We start from the raw sequence: 19,760 nt of genomic DNA, 5'->3' as shown, positions 1-19,760 counted from the left end.
AGACCTCGACGCCGTGACCGCCAGGCTCACCCTCCACTGGAGCTCCGGCAGCATCGAAGGCGCCGTCAACCGCATCAAAAGGATCAAGAGGCAGCTCTACGGACGAGCCGGCTTCCACCTGCTCCGGAAGATGATCCTGTTCCAGTAGCAGCTTGTAGTGTGGGGAGACTGTCATGAGGGGTGATCGATATAAGCAGGCGACGGTACGTAGCCAGGGGGGTACCCGGCGGGTATCGCATTTGGGACAACAAGGGGCAGCGGTGGTGGGGTGACCACTACGAGGTCTGCCCTGACGCTCTCCTGACGGAGTTGAACGGCGCTGCCGAACCCGCGAAGCTCACCGCTCTCCTCAAGCAGTACCGAGCACAGAAACGCTGACGGAGCGAGCGACCGGTTTGGAGCATGGTCGGGTGGGCGTGGCCGAACTGGCCTCGGCCGACTTGTTTGACTGCTCGATGAGTGGTGGCAGCGTCCAGCTCAGCACTTCGCCCCTTGGGCGACCGACCCGCTTACTTGATGTCCAGGAAGCACCTCCTCGAACATCGAGGTGACGCTCCGCGGCGGCTTCCCAAGATCTGTGCCAAAACCCGGAACTCGTGGACGAAGCCACCCGGACTTGTGCGAGACGTTGTCGTAGGGGAGATCTCATCCTGGGTAGCCAGCCGCCATGTGCTGTACGTATCGGGTCGCGGCGGGTGCGGGTCGTGCCGTGCAGGTTCAGTAGGGAGGAGGGACTCCGTGGGCCGTCCGACGTCATCGCCCGGTCGTGTGCGTGGGCACGGGTCAGGCTGGCGCTGGTGTCGAGGATGAGGGAGGCCTGGGGGATGGTGTTGCGTCCGCCGGTGGAGCCGATGTTGGCGCAGGCCGCCGAGGTGATCCCGCCCGCGCGTCCGCTGGCTTCGGGGGTGGGTCCAGGGCGCGTTCCCCGATCTCGTCGCCGCTGGCGAGGCGCAGTTGCCGCCTGGCCTGGTCCTCGATGGTGAACTGCTCGCGTGGGACAGCGAGGCTGACACCCTGTCGTTCGAGGGGCTGCAGCGTCGGGCCGCTGCCCGTGCCCGCAGCGCTCCCGCGCTGGCCGCGAAGCAGCCGGCCTTTTACGTGGTGTTCGACGTCTTGCAGATCGACGGCCAAGAGCTGCTGCACCTGCCCCACGCCGAGCGCCGCGCCCGCCTGGAGACCCTGTTCACCGACCACGCCCTGACGGCCCCCTGGACCCTGTGTCCGATGACCACGGACCCGGCCAAGGCCCGGGAGTGGCTGGAGTCATGGACGGACGTGTCCGGCGTAGAGGGCATCCTCTGCAAGCCCCAGACCAGCCACTACATGCCGGGGTATGTGGCGGTTGGACCAAGGTCCGGCGCCGGGACACCACCTAGGCGATCATCGGCGCCACGACTGGCACCCTCACCCGCCCACAGCTCCTTATCCTCGGCCGCCACGACTAGGACAGCCGGCTGCGCGCGCTCGGTCGCACCGTCCCGCTGCGCCCGGAGGCGGCCCGCCGTGGCGGATCACCTCACACCAGACCGCTGCGACGGCATGGCCTGGTACCCGCTCGACGCCCTCCCCGCGCCGATGGTGGCGTACTGCCGGGCCGGGCTGGACGCCTACCGCGCTCTTCTTCCCGCCGCCGTGCACTTCCAGCAGCAGGGCGACACCGTTCGAACACGCCCCGCATGGCACTGACCGCACCCAACTCCTGCCTGGCCCCGACCGATGCAGTCGAGCTTCCCCAGCAGCTTGGCGTGTTCGCCGAGAAGGCCGTGGGCCGGGTCGCGGATGCGACGGAGGTGTCTTGGGTGCGCACCGGCAGCCGGGTGTGGCGGCTCACTGGGGCGGGTGGCGGCACCTGGTACCTCAAGCGGCTTTGCGGGCGGAAGTTCCACGAGAGGGAAGTCACCGCTTGTGTACGGCTGGTCATTGACCGCATCCGAACAACGCGTCGGAGGCGGGCTCGCCTCCGCTCGTCGAACGATCCGCTCATATGCAATGGCGCCCCAGGCCGTGCGCACGACGCAGATGTCCGCCATCTCGACCAGGGGCTCCAGGTTCGGCCGCCACAGCCTGTTCTGGAAGGCCGCTTCCGCGACCACGGTCACCCCGGCCTCCAGCATCATCCGCAAGACGCAGAAGAATACCGACAGGGGGCTGCTTTGTCAGAGGATCACCTCTCCGACGCGACCGAGCCCATCCAGGATGTCGGCTTTCACGGCACGAGCGGTGCGCAGGAGATGGGCGTATTCACGGGACTGGGCCGGGGGCAGCCGTCCATAGATGTCCAGGGACTCCGTCACTGCGGCCAGCGCAGATGTCAACTCTCCGTTGCCACCACTCTTTTGGCCTAGTGCATACGTCAGCAGCGCCGTGGCGAGGTCGGCTTCGTAGGTGGCTGGGTTGGTTCGCGCCATGCGCCGGTAGACCTCCACGGCCTCTTGGGCCGGGGCTGCGGCCTCCTCGGGTCGCCCAGCGCCTAACAAGTAGGTACCGAGGCTCGTCAAGGCCGCTGCGTACCCGGGTTCGTAGGCGTCTGGGTTCGCCTTAGCCAGTGGTCGACGGATGGAGACGGTCAACTGGGCTGGGGCCAAGGCCTCCTCCATCTGCCCGATCTGCGACAGAAGGGCGGCGAGACTGGTCAGCGCCATCGCGAGCCCAGGTTCGTACGCGGCGGGGTTGGCCGCGGCCAGCCGTCGGCGCAGGGCAACAGATTCCTCGGCCGGGGCCAGGGCCTCCTCCATCCGCCCCACTTCCGACAGTTGCTTACCAAGGTTGTTCAGCGCCATCGCAAGGTTGGGCTCATGGGCCGCGGGGTTGACCTTGGCCAGCCGCCGGTAAACCTCCGCGGCCTCTTGGGCCACCGCCAAGGCCGCCTCCTTCTGTCTCACCGTGGAGAGAGATATGCCGTGATCGTTCAGCGCCATGGCGAGCTCGGGTTCGTAGGCGGCGGGGTTTCCCTCGGCCAGCCAACGGAAGACCTCCACCGCTCCTTGGGTCGAGGCAGCTGCCTCCTCCAACCGCCCCAACCGCGACAGCAGTTTGCCGCGGTTGCCCAGCGCCCTCGCCAGGTTGGGTGCGTTGGCGGCGGGGTTGGCCTCGGCCAGCCGTCGGTGAATGGCGATGGCCTCCTGGAGTGGGGCCAGTGCCTTGTCTCGCCGTCCCGCTTCCGCCAAGACTGCGCCGAGATTGCCCAACGCCGCGGCGAGATCGGGATCGTAGGCCGCAGGGTTGACCTCGGCCAACCGACGGAAGACCTCTACAGCTTCCTCGACCGGAGCGAGCGCCTCCCCCCGCCGTCCCGCCTCCAACAAGCGAGTGCAAAGGTCGACCAGCGCGCTGGCGAGGTCGGGATCGTAGGCCGCAGGGTTGACCTCGGCCAACCGACGGAAGACCTCTACAGCTTCCTCGACCGAAGCGAGCGCCTCCCCCCGCCGTCCCACCTTCGACAGGTGGCGGCCGAGGTTGACCAGCACCCTGGCGAGGTCCGGTTCGTAGGCGGCGGGGTTGGCCGTAGCCAGCCGACGGAAGACCTCCGCCGCCTCCTGCGCCGGGGCCACGGCCTCCTCCCGCCGTCCCACTCCTGCGAGCGCTCCGCCAAGATTTCCGAGCGCCCCGGCGAGGTCGGTTTCGTAGGTGGCGGGTTCGGCCTCGGCCAACCGACGGAAGAGGTCCGTGGCTTGTCCGGCCGGGGGAAGGGCCTCCTCCCGCCGTCCCACCTCGGACAGGCGGAGGCTGAGGTTGTTCAGCGCCCTGGCGAGGTTGGTGGTGTGGGCGGCGGGGTCCGCCTCGGCCAGACGCTGTTGGAGGGCGACGGCTTCTCGTGACGGGGCCAGAGCCTCTTCCCACCGTCCGACGTTCGACAGGAAGACGCTGAGGCTTATCAGCGCGTCGGCGAGGCTCGACTCATAGGCTGCGGGGTTCTCCTGCACGAGTTGCCGCCAGGCGGGCAGGGCGTGCTGGGCTGCGGTGAGCGCTTCTGCGTCGAGTCCCGCGTAGGACAGACGCAGGGCGAGATGGGCGCGGACCATTGCGTGCTGGAGGGGGTCTTGGGTGTGGGCGAGGCGGTGGTGGGCCAGGCGATATGCGACGACCGCAGAGCCAGCGTCCAAGTCCGTGTGGCGTCCCTCGGGTAGGTGGGCTTCGATGCCTTCCAGGACCGCGGGGGGTAGGCCTGGAAGGTTGGCCAGCGAGGCCAGGGCAGCCCCTCCGGCGTGCAACGCCAGTGTGGGATGTGCAGTAAACAGGGGGGCGAGCTGGCAGGTGATCAGGTGCGGCCAGCGGGCTGCCGCCGCCGTCAGCATGGTCAGGGCGGACCGGGTCCAAACCGGCGGCGGCGCTGCCGCGCTGGCGTCGATGCCTGTCAAAAGGAGCGTCGGGACGTCGATGGACCACGAGTCGGGAGTGTAGGAGGGTATCGGGTGCCCAGGGAGGGTGAGAGCGAGGAAGTCTTCGGCGAGGCGGTCGGGGTACAGCGGTTCCAAGAAGGTGATCTCGTTGTCGCTGTAGCCCCGGGCGGCCCCGGTGGTCGGCGCAGGGTACGCGATGGCATGGTCTCGAAGAATCCGATCCGACGGTTCACTCGTTGTTCCGACGACGGCACGTGTGACGGCATCCAGGGCGTGGGAGTGGGTCTGGGCTCCGGTCAGGGCCGCGATGTAGACGGCCCGGCCGAGGGAGTCGGCGTCGGTGCGGCTTTGACCGTGTGCGTGGAGATCACGCCAGTAGGCGCGTTCACGGGTAAGCAGGTAGGCGGATACCTCCGCGGGACTCCCCAGGGCCGGCATCGGTTGTCGTTCCCGCCTGCTCCGGTGGTCGGCGTCGACGGCGGCCAGGGCCGCCATGTGCAGGGCCAGCGCCTCACGGAACCCCTCGTTCTCTCCCAGGGCTTGGGGCGGCGGCACGGTGTCCGCCCCAGTGATGTCCAGGGCGGCTGCGAAACGATCGCGCGCGACCGTGAAGAGCGCCTGGGGGCTCGAATCCTCGTCGGCCAGGCTACCGAGCTCCAACTGGCCGGTGTCGATCTCCAGGCGGTCGAGGTCGTTGCCGGCCAGGGTCTGCCACCACACCCCAGCAGAACGGGCGATGAGGAGCACCCGCGCGCGGTGCGGCTGCCGGGTCGCATCGGCGCACAGTCCCAGCAGGTCGGCGGCAGGCCAGCGCTCGGCATAGTCGACGATCAGTAGCGTTCCCGTGCTGTCCGCCGACGGCTCGGTGCCCAGCTGTCCGCCCCCACGACCGGGCCCGGGGGCCGGATCGCTCGCATGTCGGGCCTGAAGTACCCGCCAGCCCAGATCTCGACTCACGCGGGCGAACTCGGCTGCCAGCCGCGACTTGCCCTGACCGCCGACCCCGTGCAGCAGGAGAGCCGACACCGCCTCGTCACTGTCCCGCCACGCACTCAGGTGGGCCAACTCGAAGCACCGGCCCGTGAAGTCGACGATCGCGTAACGCGTTTGCAGGAGCCTCGCGGGCTGGCTCCGTGCCCGCTTCACCGACAGCGTCGGCCGCTCGAACGGAAAGGCATCCACCCGATACAGCGGACGCTCGTTGTGGATGTTCACGTAGACGTTGCCGGTGACATCGCGGATCTGGACAACCGAGCCGTAGACCACGGAGTGGGCAACCCATTGACCACGCCGAAACAGATTCGGCCCGCTCACTGCTCGATCTCCACGTCACCGGTCACACCGCGGACCTGGTCGACCGGACCGGCCGCATCGGACCGCACCATGTACTGTCCGTCGGCGGGCGGTTCGGCTGCCGACGGCGCCTCGCGCGGCTCCGACCGCGGCGGCAGGGGCGCGGGTGAGCCGCCACGGCGGGTGATCTTGACGCTGCCCGCACCGGAGACCTGCGTGATCCCTTCGCCGGCCGCGCTCCCTTCCACGACCTGTGGGCCGCCGGGAGCGCGCCCCGGATCGTCCGTCCCCGAGGCTCCGGTCGGCTCGGGCCCATGCGGCTGCGCCGGGGCGCTGGCGTAGGACTTGCCCCAAACCGCCGCCAGCCCGGACGCCGCGGTTCCCGCCCCCAGACCCACGGCCCACCTCACACCGTCGTCCTGCTTCACCCACAGCGGGGCAACGAAGTCCGCGAAGATCCAAGTGACCACAGCGAACACCAGAACCGTCACCAGCCCTGCCACCCACCACTTCCACCCCTGCCGCATCCGGCCCTCCCCTACTCACGCAGACTCCACGCAACGCCCCCTCGCGAGCGTGACAGCCCATCATTTGCCCAACATCTCACCGAGCGCAGCCGATTGGCCCACACTGACTCTCACCGGTTCATCAGCGGAACCAGCGAGCATCCCCCGACCGCTGGTCGTCCTGGTCTGCCTACACCCCAGGACGACCAAAGCTGGCTCCGTGTCGCGGGTGCCGCGAAGGGCATGGACGGTGGCCTCCGCGCCGGCCGCGCCACGTCCTGGCTGGCGGGCCGCATGTGGGTGGGCCGGGGCTCCAGCCGGTTCGGCGGCAACCTCGGCCGGATCTCCCGCGACAAGCTCCGCCAGTTGCGTCGTCCGACGCACAAGTCGGACGGACACTGCAAGTCCAACTTCCAGTGGCGCAACAAGTCGTCGCAGAAGTGGAAGAACAACTACCGTGCCTACCACGGCCGCCCGTGGTGGCGCCGGTGGCGGTAAGGGAGGCACGAGGATGAGCCAGGACTACTCCACCCTGGACGGACTCCTCGGCATCGGCGCCGATGCCGAGGGCCGCGCCTTCTACCTGCGCGTGTCCGCAGGCAAGATGGCGTACGACCGCAGCGGCGAGACCTTCGACTACATCCAGGTCATCCGCCACGACACCGAGGCCCCCGGCAGGCCGGCGGACGCGAACGACATGTTCGAGACCGACTGCCTGGAGGAGATCGCCGACGAGCTGCGCCGCGGCGTGCTCGACTGGTACGACGAGCTGCTCGAGTTCCGTACGCCCACCGACGAGGAGCTTGAGACGATCCGCTCCGCGACCGGCTGGACGCAGTAACCCGGTGGCCCAGCTGCTCTGAAAGACGACGGCCCTGGCATGCACCACGTGGTGCATGCTTCCGTCTGCGGGACGGGCGTGGATACGTGGTCCCGCCTCACCGATGCGAGTATCCATGCGAGCACCGGCGACCCGGATTGCGACTCGGCACGGTCGGTGCTGGCCCGGGCCCGTCGGCACCGGGCTTCGCGCCCCGATCCGCTGGAAGGCGAGGGGTTGCCGTCCTTGAGAAGCCGTATCTCAACCGAACGTGATCGTTTAATTCTTGCTGGTCAGGCATGGTTTCGCTCGAGGTGAGGGAGGCATGCGGCGTCATGTTTCCGTCTCGTGGTCGAGGGGTGCGCGGTGGCGTCGGTGCTGGGAATGCTGGAGGAGCGAGAGGCTGCTGCCCGGGTGCGGGTCGAGGGTCTGCGGGAGGAAGCAGCGCGGGTTGCCGCGACGTTGGAGGCAGCCGAGATCGAGCTGGACCGGCGGGTGATCGCACGGGAGGAACTGGTCGAGGCCCTGGCCGTCCATGCGGCCGAGACCACGGCCGCCGTGACCCCGGTGGAGGAGGAATCGGCGCCTTCGCTCGCACCGGTGCCGGGCTCGCCGGTGCCGCCCTGGCGGGAGGGGTTGCCGGTGACGGTACTGGCGCCGGACTATCAGCGGATCCTTGGTGTGCTGGAAGAGCGGCGGGAAACGGGGCTGGGGCCGCTGCGTGCCAAGGAGATCACGGCAAAGCTGGGCCTTGAGGCGACGCCGGCGAAGGTCGAGGGCGTGCGGTCGAAGGCCAGGCGCCTGGCAGAGCGCGGGTGGCTGCTCCTCGAGGTGTCGGGGGCATTCAGTGCCGGTCGGCGGCCCGTGGACGTGCCAGGCGCCGACTCATCCGAGTGACCATCGACCACTGGATCATTGCCTCGCCGTTCTCCGGCAGCGTCTCGTAGTCGCGGGCCAGGCGGCGGGGGTTCATGAGCCATGCGAACGTGCGCTCTACCACCCACCTCCTGGGAAGCACCACGAATCCCTCCATATCGTCGGTGCGTTTGACGACCTCCAGGGTCAGAGCGAGCTTCTGACGGCACCAGTCGACGATGCCGCCGGTGTAGCCGCCGTCGGCCCAGACGAGGGTGCTGTCGCGGTGCAGGCGGCGCAGTCTGGTTAGCAGGCCCACGGCGGCGTCCCGGTCGCCGACGTTCGCGGCCGTGACTGCGACGACCAGGAGCAGGCCGAGCGTGTCGGTCACGAGGTGCTGCTTGCGGCCCGGCACCTTCTTTCCGCCGTCATAGCCGCGTGAGGCGGCAGGCACCGTCGCGGCAGCCCGCACCGACTGCGCGTCGATGATCCCTGCCGTGGCTCGGCCTCCCGGCCTTCGCGCCCCCTCACTCTGCCTCGCAGCCGGTCATGGAACTCGGTGATCAGTCCGTGCTCGCGCCAGCGGCGGAAAAAGGCGTAGACCCGGCCCCAGACGGGGAAGTCCGCAGGCATCGCCCGCCAAGAGATCCCGCCCGCGACCAGGTAGCGGATCGCGTCCAGCATTTGGCGGTGGCAGTAGCCCTCGGGCTGCCCGCCCCGGCCCCGAAGCCAGGCCGGCACCGGCAGCAACGGCCGCACGGCTACCCACTCCGCGTCCGTCATGTCCGATGGATACCGGCGCACCCGGTCCGGGTGATCGGCCGCATTCCCGTACACGTGCGCGAGACAATCGCACGACACGACGGCCGAGTTGAAGTCAACGGGCGCGGGCGCATACAACAACGACAACAGTGCCTCCCGGCATCGCTCGGTTCGATTCGCATCCCCGAGCTACCGAGAGGCCCTGCCCTCATGCGCGTACAACCGGAAGATCACCCCACCAGGAACCCTGTTCGACCCGCACGTTCCAAGATCGGTTGAGATGCGGCTTCTCAGGCCCGGGGCCCGTCCGTGCGGGTGAGCACGCCACTGAGGCTGGCCGAGAAGGGCTCCCGACGGGTCCGGGGCAGCGGCACCTCGACCAGCTTGCCGTCGTAGAGCATCCACAGCCCGAAGCAGTCGTCCTCCTCGTCGCGAATCATGACCTGTACCGACCACGGGTCGGGCCAGGGCAGTGATTCCAGGTGGCCCAGCAGCCCGGTCCAGTTGTGGCGGATGAACTGGTTGACCCAGGTGTAGCACTCGTCGGACGGCCCGGACTCTCCGGCGAACTTGGAATCGTCGACCCGGGTGAAGCACTGGTGCCACTCCCGATCCTCGTCGGGACGGGTCAGCGGCTCCATCACCTCCTCCGCCCTCCGTGCCAACACGATGACCTCGGCGTATCTACTCATGCCCAGAGTATGAAGGTCAGGCCTGCTCCTTCAGCAGCCGTATCTCAACCGAACGTGATTGCTTGATTCTCGCTGGTCAGGCATGGTCTCGGTCCGGGCGAGGGAGACATTCAGCGTTCTGCTTCCGCTTGTTCGTGAGGGGCCCCGAGCTACCAAGAGGCCCTGCCCTGATGCACGTACAGCCGGAAGACCACCCCATCAGGAAGCCTGTTCGACTTCCACGTTCCATGATCGGTTGAGATACAGCCACTGAGAACGGGGTGCGCGGGGTGGGAGCGGTTTGACCTGGGGTTCTTTCAGGTTAGTTGAGAGTCTTGTTGGTGTTGCAGATGGTGCCTGGGTCTCAAGGTCCGAGGTGCCATTTCGTGTTTCTTGGTGTTTTTGCAGGTCGGCGCGGTGTTCGGTGGGTGGGGGTGCGGGTTTTGGGCTGGTGTGTGGTTTCGGCGTGGTGGTCGAGGTGGATCGCGTCGAGTGTGGTCTTGGTGATGCGTCGTTGCCGTCATGGATGGCGGTGATGGCGGCTTGTCGGATGAGTCGGGTGAGGCTGCCGATGCGGCCGGCGGTGCGTTGGTGGAGGTGGGTGGCGTGGCGGGTGAGGGTAGCGGGCCGGTGGTGGTGGAGGGCGAGGGCGTTTTCGAGGTCGGTGACGGTGTCGGTGAAGGGGTGCCGGTTGCCGAGGCGTGCGGGGAGGGGTCCGCGCTCGATGAGTGACGCTCTGCCGGCTAGCTGGGCACCGCGGACACCGGTGAGCAGGGGCGTCTGTGTGACGTCGACCCGGCGTACACGAATGTCGCCGCGATGCGTTCGGTGAGGTCTTTGATGAGGTCGGCGGTTTCGGCGCCGGTGGTGCGGGGGTTGACGCGGTGGATCTCGTCGATGAGGACGAGGCGGACTCCGGCCTGGTTGTAGGTGTGGCAGACGCTTTCGGTGATCTGGGTCTGGGTCATCCGGGGGGTGACGGGGATGCCGAGGTAACGGGCGAATTCCGCCGCCAGCGTCTTGGCGGTCGCGCCGGGCGGGACGAGGACGTACGCGACGGGCAGTGGACGTCCGACGGTTTGCCCGTGGGGGTGGGGGGCGAGGTGGCAGGTACGCACTACGTGGAGGAGGGTCGTGGTCTTCCCGGCGGCTGCGGGTCCGGTGACGATCAGGGACGGCCGGGCGGTCTGCTGGTGGCGACCGAGGACCATCAGGATAGGACGCTGGTGGCGAGGGTGTCGATGGCTGGGGTGCGGACGGTGACGAACGCGGAGCGGTAGGCCAGACGTTCCTCAACGCTGCGGGGAGGGGTACCAGGTGTGGGCGGTACTGGGGGCGGGGTGTTGGCGAACTCCTGCCAGCCCTGCCAGATCGTCATGGGCCAGCTCTGCCGTACCGGTTCCTCGTTGCTGTGCGGCTGGTCCCAGGGCTTGGGGGACCTGCTGGCCGGGGTGCCGGCTGTGGGGGTGTTGTTCACCATGTGAGTGCTTCCGCGCGGGCGTCGTAGATCCCGAGCCCGGTGTAGGGGCGGGTGGGGGAGTCGGCGTTGCCTGCAAGGCCGTCCTCGTCCTTGTCCTCGTGCGGCACATCGGGGGTGTTGTCGAGGTCGTCGAGGCCACGCCAGCTCCGCGGCACGGGTATCGTTCAGCGCATGGATCGGGCGGAGCAGCATGAGTTCGCGGAGGAGGAAGTCCTCGCCGCGTTCCAAGCTGCCGTTGACGACCCAAAAGTTCGCCTAGCGGCGTTGGTGAACTCGGAGCCGCAGCAGTTCGCTGAGCTCTTCGACAGCCTGTTCGCCGAGCGACTCGCGGTCGATGCGCCCAAGACACGGGCGGGAGGCCAGTGGAACTCCTTCCACCACCTGAGTCTCCTTGAGTACGCTGCGCGTAGGGCCAAAGAGGGGCTGTCCCCTGCCGCCTCACCTCTCGCGGTACTCCTGGGCCAGGCACTCGGCGAGGTGCCCCGCGTACATACGGTTCGAGAACTCCATCGCCGCTACGGAAACCCTCGGCTGACGAAGGATCACAACGGTTCGGAGATCTTGGGCGCCTACGTGCTCTCAGCGGGGATGCGTCGCCCGACCGGGGGCTCTCTGGCGGAAATCTGCCTACTGCTCGGGATGAGGGAGGTACTCGCCCGTTCCTTCGCTGACCAGCTCACCTCCCTTGCGGGTCTGCTGTCAGTGCTCCGGGCGGACCTCCTGCTCGCCATCCAGCGCCTGCTTGCGCCGTCGGCGTACGAGTACGACCACAACGTCCCGCCCGTCGCCTGCTCACCTTGCGGGGTGATCCGCATGGCGTCACCGCAGGTCCCACGAGGGCCCGACCTTGCTCTGAACCTCGATACCCCCAGTCCTTCCTGGGCATTGGCGGCCTGATCCCACAGACCAGGCGCGCCCCGCCCGGTCACCGATGTGGAGATCAAGATGAAGAGCAACACCGAGGCGGCCATGTCCCTCGCCGCTGAGAACCCGAGCCTGGCGGCTCTGCTTGGCGCCGTCGTTCTGGCGGTCGGCCTGCCGTTCACTTTGTGGCAGGCCGGCCTCGTCAGGGGCTTCTGGTCCCCGAAGATCAAGGTTGCGCGCCGTAAGGTCGGCAGGGTGTGCCAACGGGTGGGCGACCGCCTGTCCGGTACGAATTAGTTCGGGCCCGACTGCGGTAGTGGCACTACCGCGTCGTTGGAAGCCGACGTGCCTGCCCAGGAGCTTCGGGCAGGCACGCGCTACTGGGGCTGCTCCTCTTGTCTTAGGTGTAGGCCCAGCTACGCCAGGCCGCCCCGTGAGCCGCCAGCGCTGCCTGATCTGCACTAGCGTGCGGGGCTCGGTCTGGTACGCCGCAGGTTCGACCTCTTCTTCATGGGGCTACAGGCTGGGCTGGTACCCAGTGCGGTGCAGGAACTGCCGGGCCCCGCGAAGTGTGGTGCGCTGGGTCGCTCGGCTGTCGAGGCGCACGTCGAGCGCGCCGGGAAGGGGGCTGTCGGCTCGCAGGCCTGTGGGCAGTCGGGCGGCATCAAGACCGTCCCGCTCGGCGATGAGCAGGCCAAGCTCGTGACGACTCACGGCGTCGGGGCCTGCGAGGTGGTGTACGCCGCCTGTGTCGGCGGCGGCCAGCTCTAGGAGGGCGGCGGCCAGGTCGGTGACGTGCACGGGGCAGCGGATGTCGTCGGTGAACAGGACGCCGTCGCGCGTGCCGTCGGCGAGTTCGTGCACCACCTGTTCGTGGGCGGACTGCCCGTGGCCGATGATCAGTGATGTCCGGGCGACAGCGGCCTTCGGGTGCACGGCGAGGACGCCGGTCTCTGCCGCGGCTTTGGCCGCGCCGTAGGGGTGACGGGGTCGGGGAGTCTGGACTCGTCGTAGTGGACTCGCGCACCGCAGAACACTGCGTCGCTGGACACGTGTACCATGCAGGTTCCGTATGTCGCCGCGGCCATCGCGAGCCGGATGGGGCCCTCTGCCGTGGTCGCCCAGTCGGCCAGGCCGCTCGACGCGTTGAGGATGAGCTGCGGGCGCACCTCGGCCATGGTGGCGTCCAGGCTGCCCGCGTCCCGCAGGTCAAGGTGGCGCCACGCGGTCGGGGAGGCGGGACCGGGCTTGGTTGCGTATGTCGCGACGGTCGTGTGCCCCGCTGTTCTCGCCTGCAGGACCAGCTCGGTCCCGAGGAAGCCGCTGCCGCCGACGATCAGAACGCTCATTGCGACCCCCTAGACCGGCTCCGCGATGATGAGGGCCGGTCACCCTGGAGTTTGGATGACCGCCTTCATCGTCAGCGTGCTGGTGGGGGAGGCCAGACGTAACGGACGTCCGGCTCGCGCTCGTTGTTGCGCAGACCATCCGTTCGCTCGACCGCGATGAAACCGTGGCGCTCGTAGAACCGGTGGGCCGATTCGTTGACCTGGAACGTCCACAACGCCAGCCCGTCGGGCTGCCGCTTCTTGGCCAGGGACATGAAACGGTCACCCAGGCCCCGCCCGCCCCACGCGGGGTCAACGGGTCGCACTGTCTCCGCCCGTAGCCGATGTGAGGCAATACGTGGACGGCAGGGCTGGCGGAGGCGTAACCCGCTGCGGCTTGCGCCCAGACCGTCTCGCCCGGCACCCCCGGGACCACGACCCAGCCGCGCGCCGGCGCCGGTACGACCGTGAGCCCGCGCCTGGCCTCCGCGAGCCGTTCGATGGGCATCTCCACTCTCAGCGGCTTCTGCTGGGGTGATGGGTGGTCTTTTATCCAGCATCGAAGACAGGTTCAAGTCGCCGGGCCGCCGCGGACAAGGTCTTCGACGACGCGGCGGGCCTGGGTGGCCGATACCTCGGCGACGTCATCGTCGGGGCCCAGGTGGACGGCGTCAGCAGCTGGCACCACGAGCGTCCGCCCGGATTCGAGGGCGGCGACGAACGAGTACGGCCACCCAGGAAACATCAGGTGCTGGTCCTGGCCACGGCCGACGGTAGGGCAGAACAACCGCTCCGGACTGCAATCGGCGTCCGGCCGCAACCAATTGCTTACTTACACGGCCAGGACCAGCCGGCTGTCAGCCGCCCCGGGCGCGGCGAGGACCCGCCGCAGCCGGGCGACGTCGATGCGGCCGTTGGTCAGCGCTGTGTATAGGGCGCCGTGCCCACGCCGGTGCTCGGTCAGCAGCGTCAGGCCCACTGTGACCTCACCGGCCCGTCAGCGCACAGCAAGGCATCCGTCAGCTTGAACAGCTCGTCCCGGTGCCCGTGTAAGCACCCGTAGAAGGCGTCCCGGAAATGTGACGTTCACAGCCAACGCCTCCCGCTGGCCATCGTGATGCAGCAGGGAGCACAGAATCAGGTGAAGGCCGGGGTGTACGTCCCCCGGAAACCCCATATGGGTGATCACGTTCGGGGGTGCCGTTCGAGGCCAGACTCCTTGCGACGGACCCCAACTGAGATGATCAGACGATGGACACGGTGGATCAATTCGTGCAGGCGGCGGGTAACGGCGACGCCGTCCTGGTGGAACGAATGCTCGGGGAGGGCGTCGCCGCTGCGGATGCGCTGGACAGTGATCGGTCTACAGCGCTGGAGAAGGCGGTGCGTGGGGGCCATGCCCATGTGGTGAGCCTCCTCGCCAAGGCCGGCTCGGATCTGGAACAGGAGGTGGGGACGTACCAGGAGACCACACCACTGTGTCTGGCGGCGGCCTTGGGGCAAACCGCAGTCGTCAGCGCTCTCCTTGATGCCGGCATCCACCCCGACGCCCGGAACGGGATGGGGTACCTGGCCTTGGTCATGGCAGCCACGGCCAGCCGCTTGGGGCACCCGCCGACCGTGGACCTGTTGCTGGACCGCGGCGCCAACATCGACGCGAAAATGAAGGACCGGACCGCCCTTGACTGGGCAGCCGCCTTTGGCCAGGTGGACATGTTGCGGCACCTGCTTGAGCGCGGTGCCGAACCTCGGCCCGCAGCGTTGGCCATCGCACGCAGCCGGGCTGCGCGGTTCCCCGACGACCAGCGGTACGAGGGCGTCATCGGTGTACTCACCGCAGTAGGAATCAGGGATGGCTCAGCATCCGAGCAGGAGGCGTAGCGGTCACCTCCGTCCCTCCCACGCCCGCTGGCTGTGCTCCGCACCACAGACCGTAAAGAGCAAGCTGGGGGAGGGGGTGGCTCCGCGGCTGCCGCCCACGCCCGAACGGTGTCGTCGCCGGATGGTCGGCAGCGTCCCGGGCGGGCGGCGTACGAGCGGTTCGGTCGCTGAGTGCGCAACCTTCGCCCTGTCTGGCGCGTGGTCCTAGCCGATTTTGCCGATGTTGCCGATCTTGCTGAGTGCGTCGATGAGGGGGTTGTGGTCGGTGATGATGGGGCCGGGGTGTGCGTCGTCGGTTCGGCTTTCGCTGCCGATGTATTCGTCGCCGTTGCTGATCTCCAGGGCGTCGGTGTTGGGGTCTCCGTCGTCGCCAAGTCCGCCGGCGCTGCCGCCTGCACCGCCGGTGGGGGGCTGGGTGTCGCCGCCGTTGGGGGTGTTGTCGGTGCCGCCTGCACCGCCGGTGGGGGGCTGGGTGTCGCCGCCGTTGGGGGTGTTGTCGGTGCCGCCTGCACCGTCGGTGGGGGGCTGGGTGTCGCCGCCGTTGGGGGTGTTGTCGGTGCCGCCCGCACCGCCGGTGGGGGGTTCGGTGTCGCCGCCGTTGGCGTCGTTGTTGCCGATCTTGCTATAGGCGTGGACGAGGGGGTTGTCGCTGTCGACGGGGAGGCTGGCGGCGGTGGAGGCCGGGGCGGCGTGGGCGGCGGCGGTGGTGAGGCCGATACCGCCGGTGGCGAGGGTGGTGGCAATCAGGAGCGGGGCGAGGCGGCGGGCCTTGATCGACATGACAGTGGGGTCCTTACTGGGCTAGAGGGGGGTGTGGTCGGCGGTTGGTTTCACGCCGTGCCGTTGCTTGTCTCTATTGGGCCTCAGGGCGGGCGCGGGGTCACGGCCCGGAAAGTTGGGACTTGACGGCCCCAGTGCCGCCCTTCTCACGGGACTACCCGCCCCTCCCCGGGCTCGGGGCGTCCCTATCTGTCCGCGGTAGCGGATGCCGTCCGCGCCAGCCGGAGCGGCCGGCCCCTGCCGCGCGCCCGGGCGTCGGCCTGCTTCGGCGGGTCCGTGTGCTTTGGGGGCGCGTCATACGGCGCGGGTCAGCATGCGTGTGCGGGAGGGCCGGGCGACATGCACGCGACGACTGTCCACCCCCGGCCCCTGGGGCTCTTCCGCCAGCTCCGCCCCCCACCCCACCACACGATGCCGTCAGTACGACGGCGCCCAGGCTGGGTGAGGACGGTACGGCCGTCGGCGAGGCGGACGGGTCCCTACTGGGGCCGGGAGTGGAGCATGGCCCCGCGGTCGGCGCTCCAGCAGGTGGCGAGTGCCGCTCCCGGCGGCGAGGAGCAGCTGGTGACCCGGTACATCGACGGGCGGTTCGTCGTTCAGGGCCCGGACGGAACCCCTGCCCGGGGGTGAGCGGTGAACGTGGCGGCGCCGGAGCCGTCGTCCGGGTACTGGCCGATCATCATGGTCTTGCCGGACGGGCAGCGGCTCCAGGTCCGTCTTCTGGTGCGGCAGGAGGTGGAGCGCGAGGACGGCAGCCGGGTGTGGACGCACCGGCTCGCGGCCCCGATGTTGCAGACGGCTCCCGGGCCGGCCGACGAGGCCATGGCGTTTCATCGGCCACGGCCGCATTTTCCACTGGGTGTCGCCCGGCCGGTTCGGCGGATCGGGTTCGGCCCGGAACGTCGTGCACGCCGGTCCGACCGGGTTCCGGCTGCGGGTTCGGGGGCGGGTGCCTATGGTGGGTATGGGACGGCCTGGGGGGCACCCGAGGAGGGTGTCGTGTGCCACCTCATCCAAAGCCCCGGCTCGCGGACGCGTGCCCGTACGGTCGCCCGTGACTGCGAGCGGCGCATGCCGGCCGTGGCGCCGACTGCCGGCCAGCGCTTGCCGGGTCTCTGCCCGCGCGTGACGATGATGAAGGCGACCTTTGATCTCACCGAGGAGATCGTTGTGACCACAGGTACGCGCAAGAGTGGGGTGGTGCTCTCCCTTTCCGTGGTGCTGGCAGGCGGGCTCGTGACGGCAGGCGGCTCCGCGAGCGCCGCGCGTGTGCTCGAAGCTCCGGCCGGTGTGGTGGCCGCTGAACCGTCACCGCAACCCACCTCGAACATGTCGGCAGCTGCGGAGCGGTACCTCACCCACGTGCTGGACCTGCTCCAGAAGAACTCGCTCGACCGGAACAAGGTCGACTGGCCAGAGGTACGGCGTCAGGCGTTCACCGAAGCCGCCGGGGCCAAGACCAGCGCCGACACCTACGACGCGATCGACATCGCCGTCAAGTCCCTCCACAATCCCCACACCTTCTTCCTGAGGCCGGAGCAGGCCGCCGAGATGAACCCGTCCGCCGAGGCACCCGGTACCGAGGGACCGCCGCCGGTACCCCAGGGCCGCCTCCTCGCACAGAAGATCGGCTACGTGTCACTCCCGACCACGGAGAAGATCCCGGGCTACGCCCGGGCAGGCGCACAGGTGATCCGCTCACTCGACGCATCCAAGCCCTGCGGGTGGATCGTCGACCTGCGCCAGGACAACGGAGGGGCGATCTGGCCCAAGCTCGATGTCCTGGCACCGTTGCTGGGTGACGGCCGCCTCGGCGCCTTCGTGGGCGCCGACGGCAAGCAGAGCGCATGGGAGCTGAACAAAGGAAAGCTGTCCGTCGGCGGTGAAGTCATCCCCAAGTACCACCCTCCGGACACCGAAACAGGCGAGTCGGAGATCGAGGACTACGTGACCCACAACGCGTACGTATTGCATCGGCCCCGGCCACCGGTGGCGGTCCTCACGGGACCCGAGACGGCGAGTGCCGGCGAGGCCACCCTGATCGCTTTCCGCGGCCGGCCGGAGAGCCGAAGCTTCGGACTGCCCACGGCCGGGTTTGCAACAGGCAACAAGCCCTACACGCTCAGCGACGGTGCGCTCCTCATCCTCACTGAAGCAGCCGATATGGACCGCACCGGGCGCCGCTACACCAATACCCCCATCGCCCCCGACGACCGCGTGGACTTCACCGGGCAGGACACGGTCCGCGGCACCGATGATCCTGTGGTCGACGCCGCCAGGAAGTGGCTGGAGTCACGGCCCGCCTGTCGCGCCTGATCGGCAGAACCGGTCAGCGCAGATGCGGTGGTCGAAGTCGGGCCGTGGGAGGAGGCGGTATCGGTGGCGGGCCCGCGGAGCCCGTGCCGGTTACCCCACGTGAGCGAGGAGCACGGCTGTGGCCATGATCGGACTGTTCTGGAACTGGATCGGACGGTCACACGATGATATCGCGCAGGCCCGCGAAGACTGGATGAACGGGTCCCGATTCGGCGAGGTGAAGGGCTACGACGGCCCTCCGCTTCCCGCCCCGGAACTGCCCCCCACGCACCTGAAGCCCAGAGGAAGAGTTCGCTGACCTGCTGCTTTGCGCCGACCCGGGTTGGGCGCGGTGCGCGTGCCCAACCCTCCGTTTCCGGCTCCTCGCGTGAGGCTGCCGGCGGTGCCGCGACGGCCTCCGGTGATGGAGGTCGGGTCTCACGTGTTGCAGGCTGTAATCAACTTTGGTCGGACGGATGCTGACCTTTTGCTGACTTTACTGACGAGTAGTTAGATTTGGTTTCGGACTGCGTCCTATCGACTTGCCGGCGGAGGCAGCTCTCTCGCCCCGGGCTGCTACAGCGCCGATACGGGATCCGACCGGGGTGTGCGATCCGTCGCCGCATTGTGCGAGTGGCGCCTGTCGGATCTTGTACACGGGTGACAAAGGGCGCTGCGCGGTTGGGAGGCGGAGGTGGCTGAAGGTGGTCGTCGGGTGAGTGGGGCCCCGGGCGCCCTCCGAGCACTTCGCCAGGCTGCTGTCGAGGTCCCGCTGCTGCGGGTGGCGCTGTGCCTGGCATTGGCGTGGCAGGCCGCGGACGGCGGACAGGGCAGCCGCACCTTCCGCAGTGTGCCGGTGTGGCACTGTGCCGGGGCGGCTGCGGCGGATCGCCTGCGCGAGGTATACGCCGTGTTCGGCGCAGGGACCCCGGCCGTTACCGTCACGGGCCTCACGGTGCGGGGCAACGGCGGGCGCCGCGCTTGCCGACGTCGAGCGTCACTCGGAGGACTTGCTCGTGGTGGGCTCGGGCCCCCCCGCGACCTGCTTCGCCCCTCGGTGGCCCGCTACGTCCTCGCGCACTCGGCCTGCCCCGTCCTGACCGTACCCCGGTCCTCCCTCCAGGCCGAGTGCGAAGCGGCTCACCGCCGCGACTCCTGGGGGCTGCTACTCGACGTCCGGGAACTCGCCTGACGCTGTTGCCCCTTCTCGGCCCGCCATGCCAGCGCCGGCGCCCCGCCAGGGAACAGGGTGGTGTAACCCGGTTCCGGGAGGAGGGAAGGGCCACCGCATCGCGCCTGCAGCGGAACCTGCCTCACTGAACCCGTGCCGGTCTGGTCGGGAGCCGAACCGAGTCCTGCGGATTGGATGGGACGCGGTAGCGCGGCGATTTTCGTCCGAGCCGCCATTCCATGAGAGTCCTGTCACCCTTTGCGAGATTGCAGTCGGGGCAAGCCGGTACCAGGTTGCCGATTCCGTCGACTCCTCCTCGGGAGATGGGCACCACGTGCTCCTGGTGCAGGGCTCGTGAACGATCCCCGCAATACGCGCACCGGGCCTCGTACCGAGCCCACAGACGCAGGAGGTCGCGGTCGGTGACCCTGTACCGTTTCGCCTGGGCAAGCATCGCCCTGCGCTGATGGTTTCCGCGACGCTTTGCAGCCCGTACCTTCTCCGTGTTCGCCTCGAAGTAGGCGCGGCGGGAGCAGCGGCCCGAACAGTACATGCGGTGCGCCGTACTGAGAGGCATCCGCTGTCCGCAATGGCTGCAAGGGCGCGAACGAAGAGCGGAACCTACAGTGCGCTTGTACTGAGCCTTCAAGCGGCAGGTCTGGCCACAGAATCGGGCGCCGGCCCGACGCTGAGACATCGGGCCACCACACCAGG

22 protein-coding genes and 4 pseudogenes are annotated in these 19,760 nt (G+C 68.7%); 13 read left to right on the top strand and 13 right to left on the bottom strand.

What is annotated here, in order from left to right:
* Window positions 1-13 precede the first annotated feature (13 nt).
* The 3 genes from ACIP5M_RS16570 to ACIP5M_RS16560 all read left to right on the top strand — a co-directional run bounded on the left by ACIP5M_RS16570 (window position 14) and on the right by ACIP5M_RS16560 (window position 1,686).
* Window positions 14-148, top strand: a complete 135-nt coding sequence (locus ACIP5M_RS16570; RefSeq protein WP_401197437.1) for a hypothetical protein — start codon at window positions 14-16, stop codon at window positions 146-148.
* A gap of 41 nt (window positions 149-189) precedes the next feature.
* Complete coding sequence (locus ACIP5M_RS16565; protein ID WP_401198004.1) at window positions 190-378, top strand: hypothetical protein; 189 nt, start codon at window positions 190-192, stop codon at window positions 376-378.
* A 576-nt stretch (window positions 379-954) separates the two neighbouring features.
* Entirely contained in the window at window positions 955-1,686 is a 732-nt protein-coding gene (locus ACIP5M_RS16560; protein ID WP_401197435.1) for a hypothetical protein, read from the top strand.
* 470 nt (window positions 1,687-2,156) lie between these two features.
* Here ACIP5M_RS16560 and ACIP5M_RS16555 read toward each other — a convergent pair whose 3' ends face one another.
* Together ACIP5M_RS16555 and ACIP5M_RS16550 are read right to left on the bottom strand one after the other, a co-directional pair.
* Window positions 2,157-5,654 (bottom strand): tetratricopeptide repeat protein, encoded by a 3,498-nt coding sequence (locus ACIP5M_RS16555; RefSeq protein WP_401197434.1) that lies wholly within the window; start codon window positions 5,652-5,654, stop codon window positions 2,157-2,159.
* Window positions 5,651-6,160 (bottom strand): hypothetical protein, encoded by a 510-nt coding sequence (locus ACIP5M_RS16550; RefSeq protein WP_401197432.1) that lies wholly within the window; start codon window positions 6,158-6,160, stop codon window positions 5,651-5,653. Before ACIP5M_RS16550 ends, ACIP5M_RS16555 begins: the two co-directional genes overlap by 4 nt.
* Window positions 6,161-6,382: 222 nt before the next feature.
* Here ACIP5M_RS16550 and ACIP5M_RS16545 point away from each other — a divergent pair, with 222 nt between their 5' ends.
* From ACIP5M_RS16545 to ACIP5M_RS16535, 3 genes are all read left to right on the top strand, one after another.
* On the top strand, window positions 6,383-6,637 hold the full coding sequence (locus tag ACIP5M_RS16545; RefSeq protein ID WP_401197430.1) for a hypothetical protein: 255 nt from the start codon (window positions 6,383-6,385) through the stop codon (window positions 6,635-6,637).
* Between the two features lie 13 nt (window positions 6,638-6,650).
* Window positions 6,651-6,980 (top strand): hypothetical protein, encoded by a 330-nt coding sequence (locus ACIP5M_RS16540; protein ID WP_401197427.1) that lies wholly within the window; start codon window positions 6,651-6,653, stop codon window positions 6,978-6,980.
* A 345-nt stretch (window positions 6,981-7,325) separates the two neighbouring features.
* Window positions 7,326-7,856 carry a hypothetical protein gene (locus ACIP5M_RS16535; RefSeq protein WP_401197425.1) on the top strand — a complete coding sequence of 177 codons (531 nt, stop codon included), beginning with the start codon at window positions 7,326-7,328 and terminating at the stop codon, window positions 7,854-7,856.
* Here ACIP5M_RS16535 and ACIP5M_RS16530 read toward each other — a convergent pair.
* From ACIP5M_RS16530 to ACIP5M_RS16520, 3 genes are all read right to left on the bottom strand, one after another.
* Window positions 7,804-8,268, bottom strand: coding sequence for a transposase (locus ACIP5M_RS16530; RefSeq protein ID WP_401197422.1), 465 nt, complete (start codon window positions 8,266-8,268; stop codon window positions 7,804-7,806). The genes ACIP5M_RS16535 and ACIP5M_RS16530 overlap by 53 nt on opposite strands.
* On the bottom strand, window positions 8,202-8,597 hold the full coding sequence (locus ACIP5M_RS16525) for a transposase (RefSeq protein ID WP_401198001.1): 396 nt from the start codon (window positions 8,595-8,597) through the stop codon (window positions 8,202-8,204). Before ACIP5M_RS16525 ends, ACIP5M_RS16530 begins: the two co-directional genes overlap by 67 nt.
* Before the next feature lie 269 nt (window positions 8,598-8,866).
* Entirely contained in the window at window positions 8,867-9,268 is a 402-nt protein-coding gene (locus ACIP5M_RS16520) for a hypothetical protein (RefSeq protein ID WP_401197419.1), read from the bottom strand.
* Between the two features lie 501 nt (window positions 9,269-9,769).
* Here ACIP5M_RS16520 and ACIP5M_RS16515 point away from each other — a divergent pair.
* On the top strand, window positions 9,770-9,979 hold the full coding sequence (locus ACIP5M_RS16515) for a hypothetical protein (RefSeq protein WP_401197416.1): 210 nt from the start codon (window positions 9,770-9,772) through the stop codon (window positions 9,977-9,979).
* Window positions 9,980-9,990: 11 nt separating this feature from the next.
* On the opposite strand, the gene ACIP5M_RS16510 is transcribed toward ACIP5M_RS16515, so the two are convergent.
* From ACIP5M_RS16510 to ACIP5M_RS16500, 3 genes are read right to left on the bottom strand one after another with little or no spacing between them, the layout of a single operon-like run.
* Window positions 9,991-10,458, bottom strand: a complete 468-nt coding sequence (locus tag ACIP5M_RS16510; protein ID WP_401197414.1) for a TniB family NTP-binding protein — start codon at window positions 10,456-10,458, stop codon at window positions 9,991-9,993.
* The gene (locus tag ACIP5M_RS16505; RefSeq protein ID WP_401197411.1) at window positions 10,458-10,727 is read right to left on the bottom strand and encodes a hypothetical protein; all 270 of its coding nucleotides are present in this window, start codon (window positions 10,725-10,727) and stop codon (window positions 10,458-10,460) included. The genes ACIP5M_RS16510 and ACIP5M_RS16505 overlap by 1 nt, the downstream gene beginning before the upstream one ends.
* A complete protein-coding gene (locus tag ACIP5M_RS16500; RefSeq protein ID WP_401197408.1) occupies window positions 10,721-10,882 on the bottom strand; it encodes a hypothetical protein in 162 nt (53 codons plus the stop codon). The genes ACIP5M_RS16505 and ACIP5M_RS16500 overlap by 7 nt, the downstream gene beginning before the upstream one ends.
* 16 nt (window positions 10,883-10,898) lie before the next feature.
* Between ACIP5M_RS16500 and ACIP5M_RS16495 the strand changes: the two genes are divergently transcribed.
* On the top strand, window positions 10,899-11,624 hold the full coding sequence (locus tag ACIP5M_RS16495; protein WP_401197406.1) for a hypothetical protein: 726 nt from the start codon (window positions 10,899-10,901) through the stop codon (window positions 11,622-11,624).
* Between the two features lie 48 nt (window positions 11,625-11,672).
* Entirely contained in the window at window positions 11,673-11,888 is a 216-nt protein-coding gene (locus ACIP5M_RS16490) for a hypothetical protein (RefSeq protein WP_401197403.1), read from the top strand.
* A 219-nt stretch (window positions 11,889-12,107) separates the two neighbouring features.
* On the opposite strand, the pseudogene ACIP5M_RS16485 reads toward ACIP5M_RS16490, so the two are convergent.
* From ACIP5M_RS16485 to ACIP5M_RS16475, 3 pseudogenes are all read right to left on the bottom strand, one after another.
* Window positions 12,108-12,940 (bottom strand): annotated as a pseudogene (locus ACIP5M_RS16485) (SDR family oxidoreductase).
* Window positions 12,941-13,011: 71 nt separating this feature from the next.
* A pseudogene (locus tag ACIP5M_RS16480) lies at window positions 13,012-13,236 on the bottom strand (GNAT family N-acetyltransferase); the annotation flags it as partial.
* Between the two features lie 266 nt (window positions 13,237-13,502).
* Window positions 13,503-14,096, bottom strand: a pseudogene (locus ACIP5M_RS16475) (transposase); the annotation flags it as partial.
* 74 nt (window positions 14,097-14,170) lie between these two features.
* Here ACIP5M_RS16475 and ACIP5M_RS16470 point away from each other — a divergent pair.
* Window positions 14,171-14,800, top strand: coding sequence for an ankyrin repeat domain-containing protein (locus ACIP5M_RS16470; protein WP_401197400.1), 630 nt, complete (start codon window positions 14,171-14,173; stop codon window positions 14,798-14,800).
* Between the two features lie 204 nt (window positions 14,801-15,004).
* Here ACIP5M_RS16470 and ACIP5M_RS16465 read toward each other — a convergent pair whose 3' ends face one another.
* Complete coding sequence (locus tag ACIP5M_RS16465; protein WP_401197398.1) at window positions 15,005-15,580, bottom strand: hypothetical protein; 576 nt, start codon at window positions 15,578-15,580, stop codon at window positions 15,005-15,007.
* A gap of 501 nt (window positions 15,581-16,081) precedes the next feature.
* Here ACIP5M_RS16465 and ACIP5M_RS16460 point away from each other — a divergent pair.
* The 3 genes and pseudogenes from ACIP5M_RS16460 to ACIP5M_RS16450 all read left to right on the top strand — a co-directional run.
* Window positions 16,082-16,210, top strand: coding sequence for a hypothetical protein (locus tag ACIP5M_RS16460; protein WP_401197395.1), 129 nt, complete (start codon window positions 16,082-16,084; stop codon window positions 16,208-16,210).
* Between the two features lie 3 nt (window positions 16,211-16,213).
* Entirely contained in the window at window positions 16,214-17,896 is a 1,683-nt protein-coding gene (locus ACIP5M_RS16455; RefSeq protein ID WP_401197393.1) for a S41 family peptidase, read from the top strand.
* A 133-nt stretch (window positions 17,897-18,029) separates the two neighbouring features.
* Window positions 18,030-18,194 (top strand): annotated as a pseudogene (locus tag ACIP5M_RS16450) (pirin family protein); the annotation flags it as partial.
* Window positions 18,195-19,188: 994 nt separating this feature from the next.
* Here ACIP5M_RS16450 and ACIP5M_RS16445 read toward each other — a convergent pair.
* Complete coding sequence (locus tag ACIP5M_RS16445; protein WP_401197999.1) at window positions 19,189-19,500, bottom strand: HNH endonuclease; 312 nt, start codon at window positions 19,498-19,500, stop codon at window positions 19,189-19,191.
* Window positions 19,501-19,760: the final 260 nt, after the last annotated feature.

Source organism: Streptomyces sp. NPDC088762 (assembly GCF_044750905.1).
Lineage (GTDB): Bacteria > Actinomycetota > Actinomycetes > Streptomycetales > Streptomycetaceae > Streptomyces.
This window is presented reverse-complemented; position numbering and strand designations above follow the sequence as displayed.

Bases quoted from the DNA above. Each gene is read 5' to 3' on its own strand.
- ACIP5M_RS16460 (WP_401197395.1), top strand. From the start codon at position 16,082: ATGGCCCCGCGGTCGGCGCTCCAGCAGGTGGCGAGTGCCGCTCCCGGC.
- ACIP5M_RS16545 (WP_401197430.1), top strand. From the start codon at position 6,383: ATGGACGGTGGCCTCCGCGCCGGCCGCGCCACGTCCTGGCTGGCGGGC.
- ACIP5M_RS16505 (WP_401197411.1), bottom strand. From the start codon at position 10,727: ATGGTGAACAACACCCCCACAGCCGGCACCCCGGCCAGCAGGTCCCCC.
- ACIP5M_RS16515 (WP_401197416.1), top strand. From the start codon at position 9,770: ATGGATGGCGGTGATGGCGGCTTGTCGGATGAGTCGGGTGAGGCTGCC.
- ACIP5M_RS16550 (WP_401197432.1), bottom strand. From the start codon at position 6,160: ATGCGGCAGGGGTGGAAGTGGTGGGTGGCAGGGCTGGTGACGGTTCTG.
- ACIP5M_RS16540 (WP_401197427.1), top strand. From the start codon at position 6,651: ATGAGCCAGGACTACTCCACCCTGGACGGACTCCTCGGCATCGGCGCC.
- ACIP5M_RS16445 (WP_401197999.1), bottom strand. From the start codon at position 19,500: ATGCTTGCCCAGGCGAAACGGTACAGGGTCACCGACCGCGACCTCCTG.
- ACIP5M_RS16470 (WP_401197400.1), top strand. From the start codon at position 14,171: ATGGACACGGTGGATCAATTCGTGCAGGCGGCGGGTAACGGCGACGCC.
- ACIP5M_RS16495 (WP_401197406.1), top strand. From the start codon at position 10,899: ATGGATCGGGCGGAGCAGCATGAGTTCGCGGAGGAGGAAGTCCTCGCC.
- ACIP5M_RS16525 (WP_401198001.1), bottom strand. From the start codon at position 8,597: ATGACGGACGCGGAGTGGGTAGCCGTGCGGCCGTTGCTGCCGGTGCCG.
- ACIP5M_RS16510 (WP_401197414.1), bottom strand. From the start codon at position 10,458: ATGGTCCTCGGTCGCCACCAGCAGACCGCCCGGCCGTCCCTGATCGTC.
- ACIP5M_RS16490 (WP_401197403.1), top strand. From the start codon at position 11,673: ATGAAGAGCAACACCGAGGCGGCCATGTCCCTCGCCGCTGAGAACCCG.
- ACIP5M_RS16520 (WP_401197419.1), bottom strand. From the start codon at position 9,268: ATGAGTAGATACGCCGAGGTCATCGTGTTGGCACGGAGGGCGGAGGAG.
- ACIP5M_RS16465 (WP_401197398.1), bottom strand. From the start codon at position 15,580: ATGTCGATCAAGGCCCGCCGCCTCGCCCCGCTCCTGATTGCCACCACC.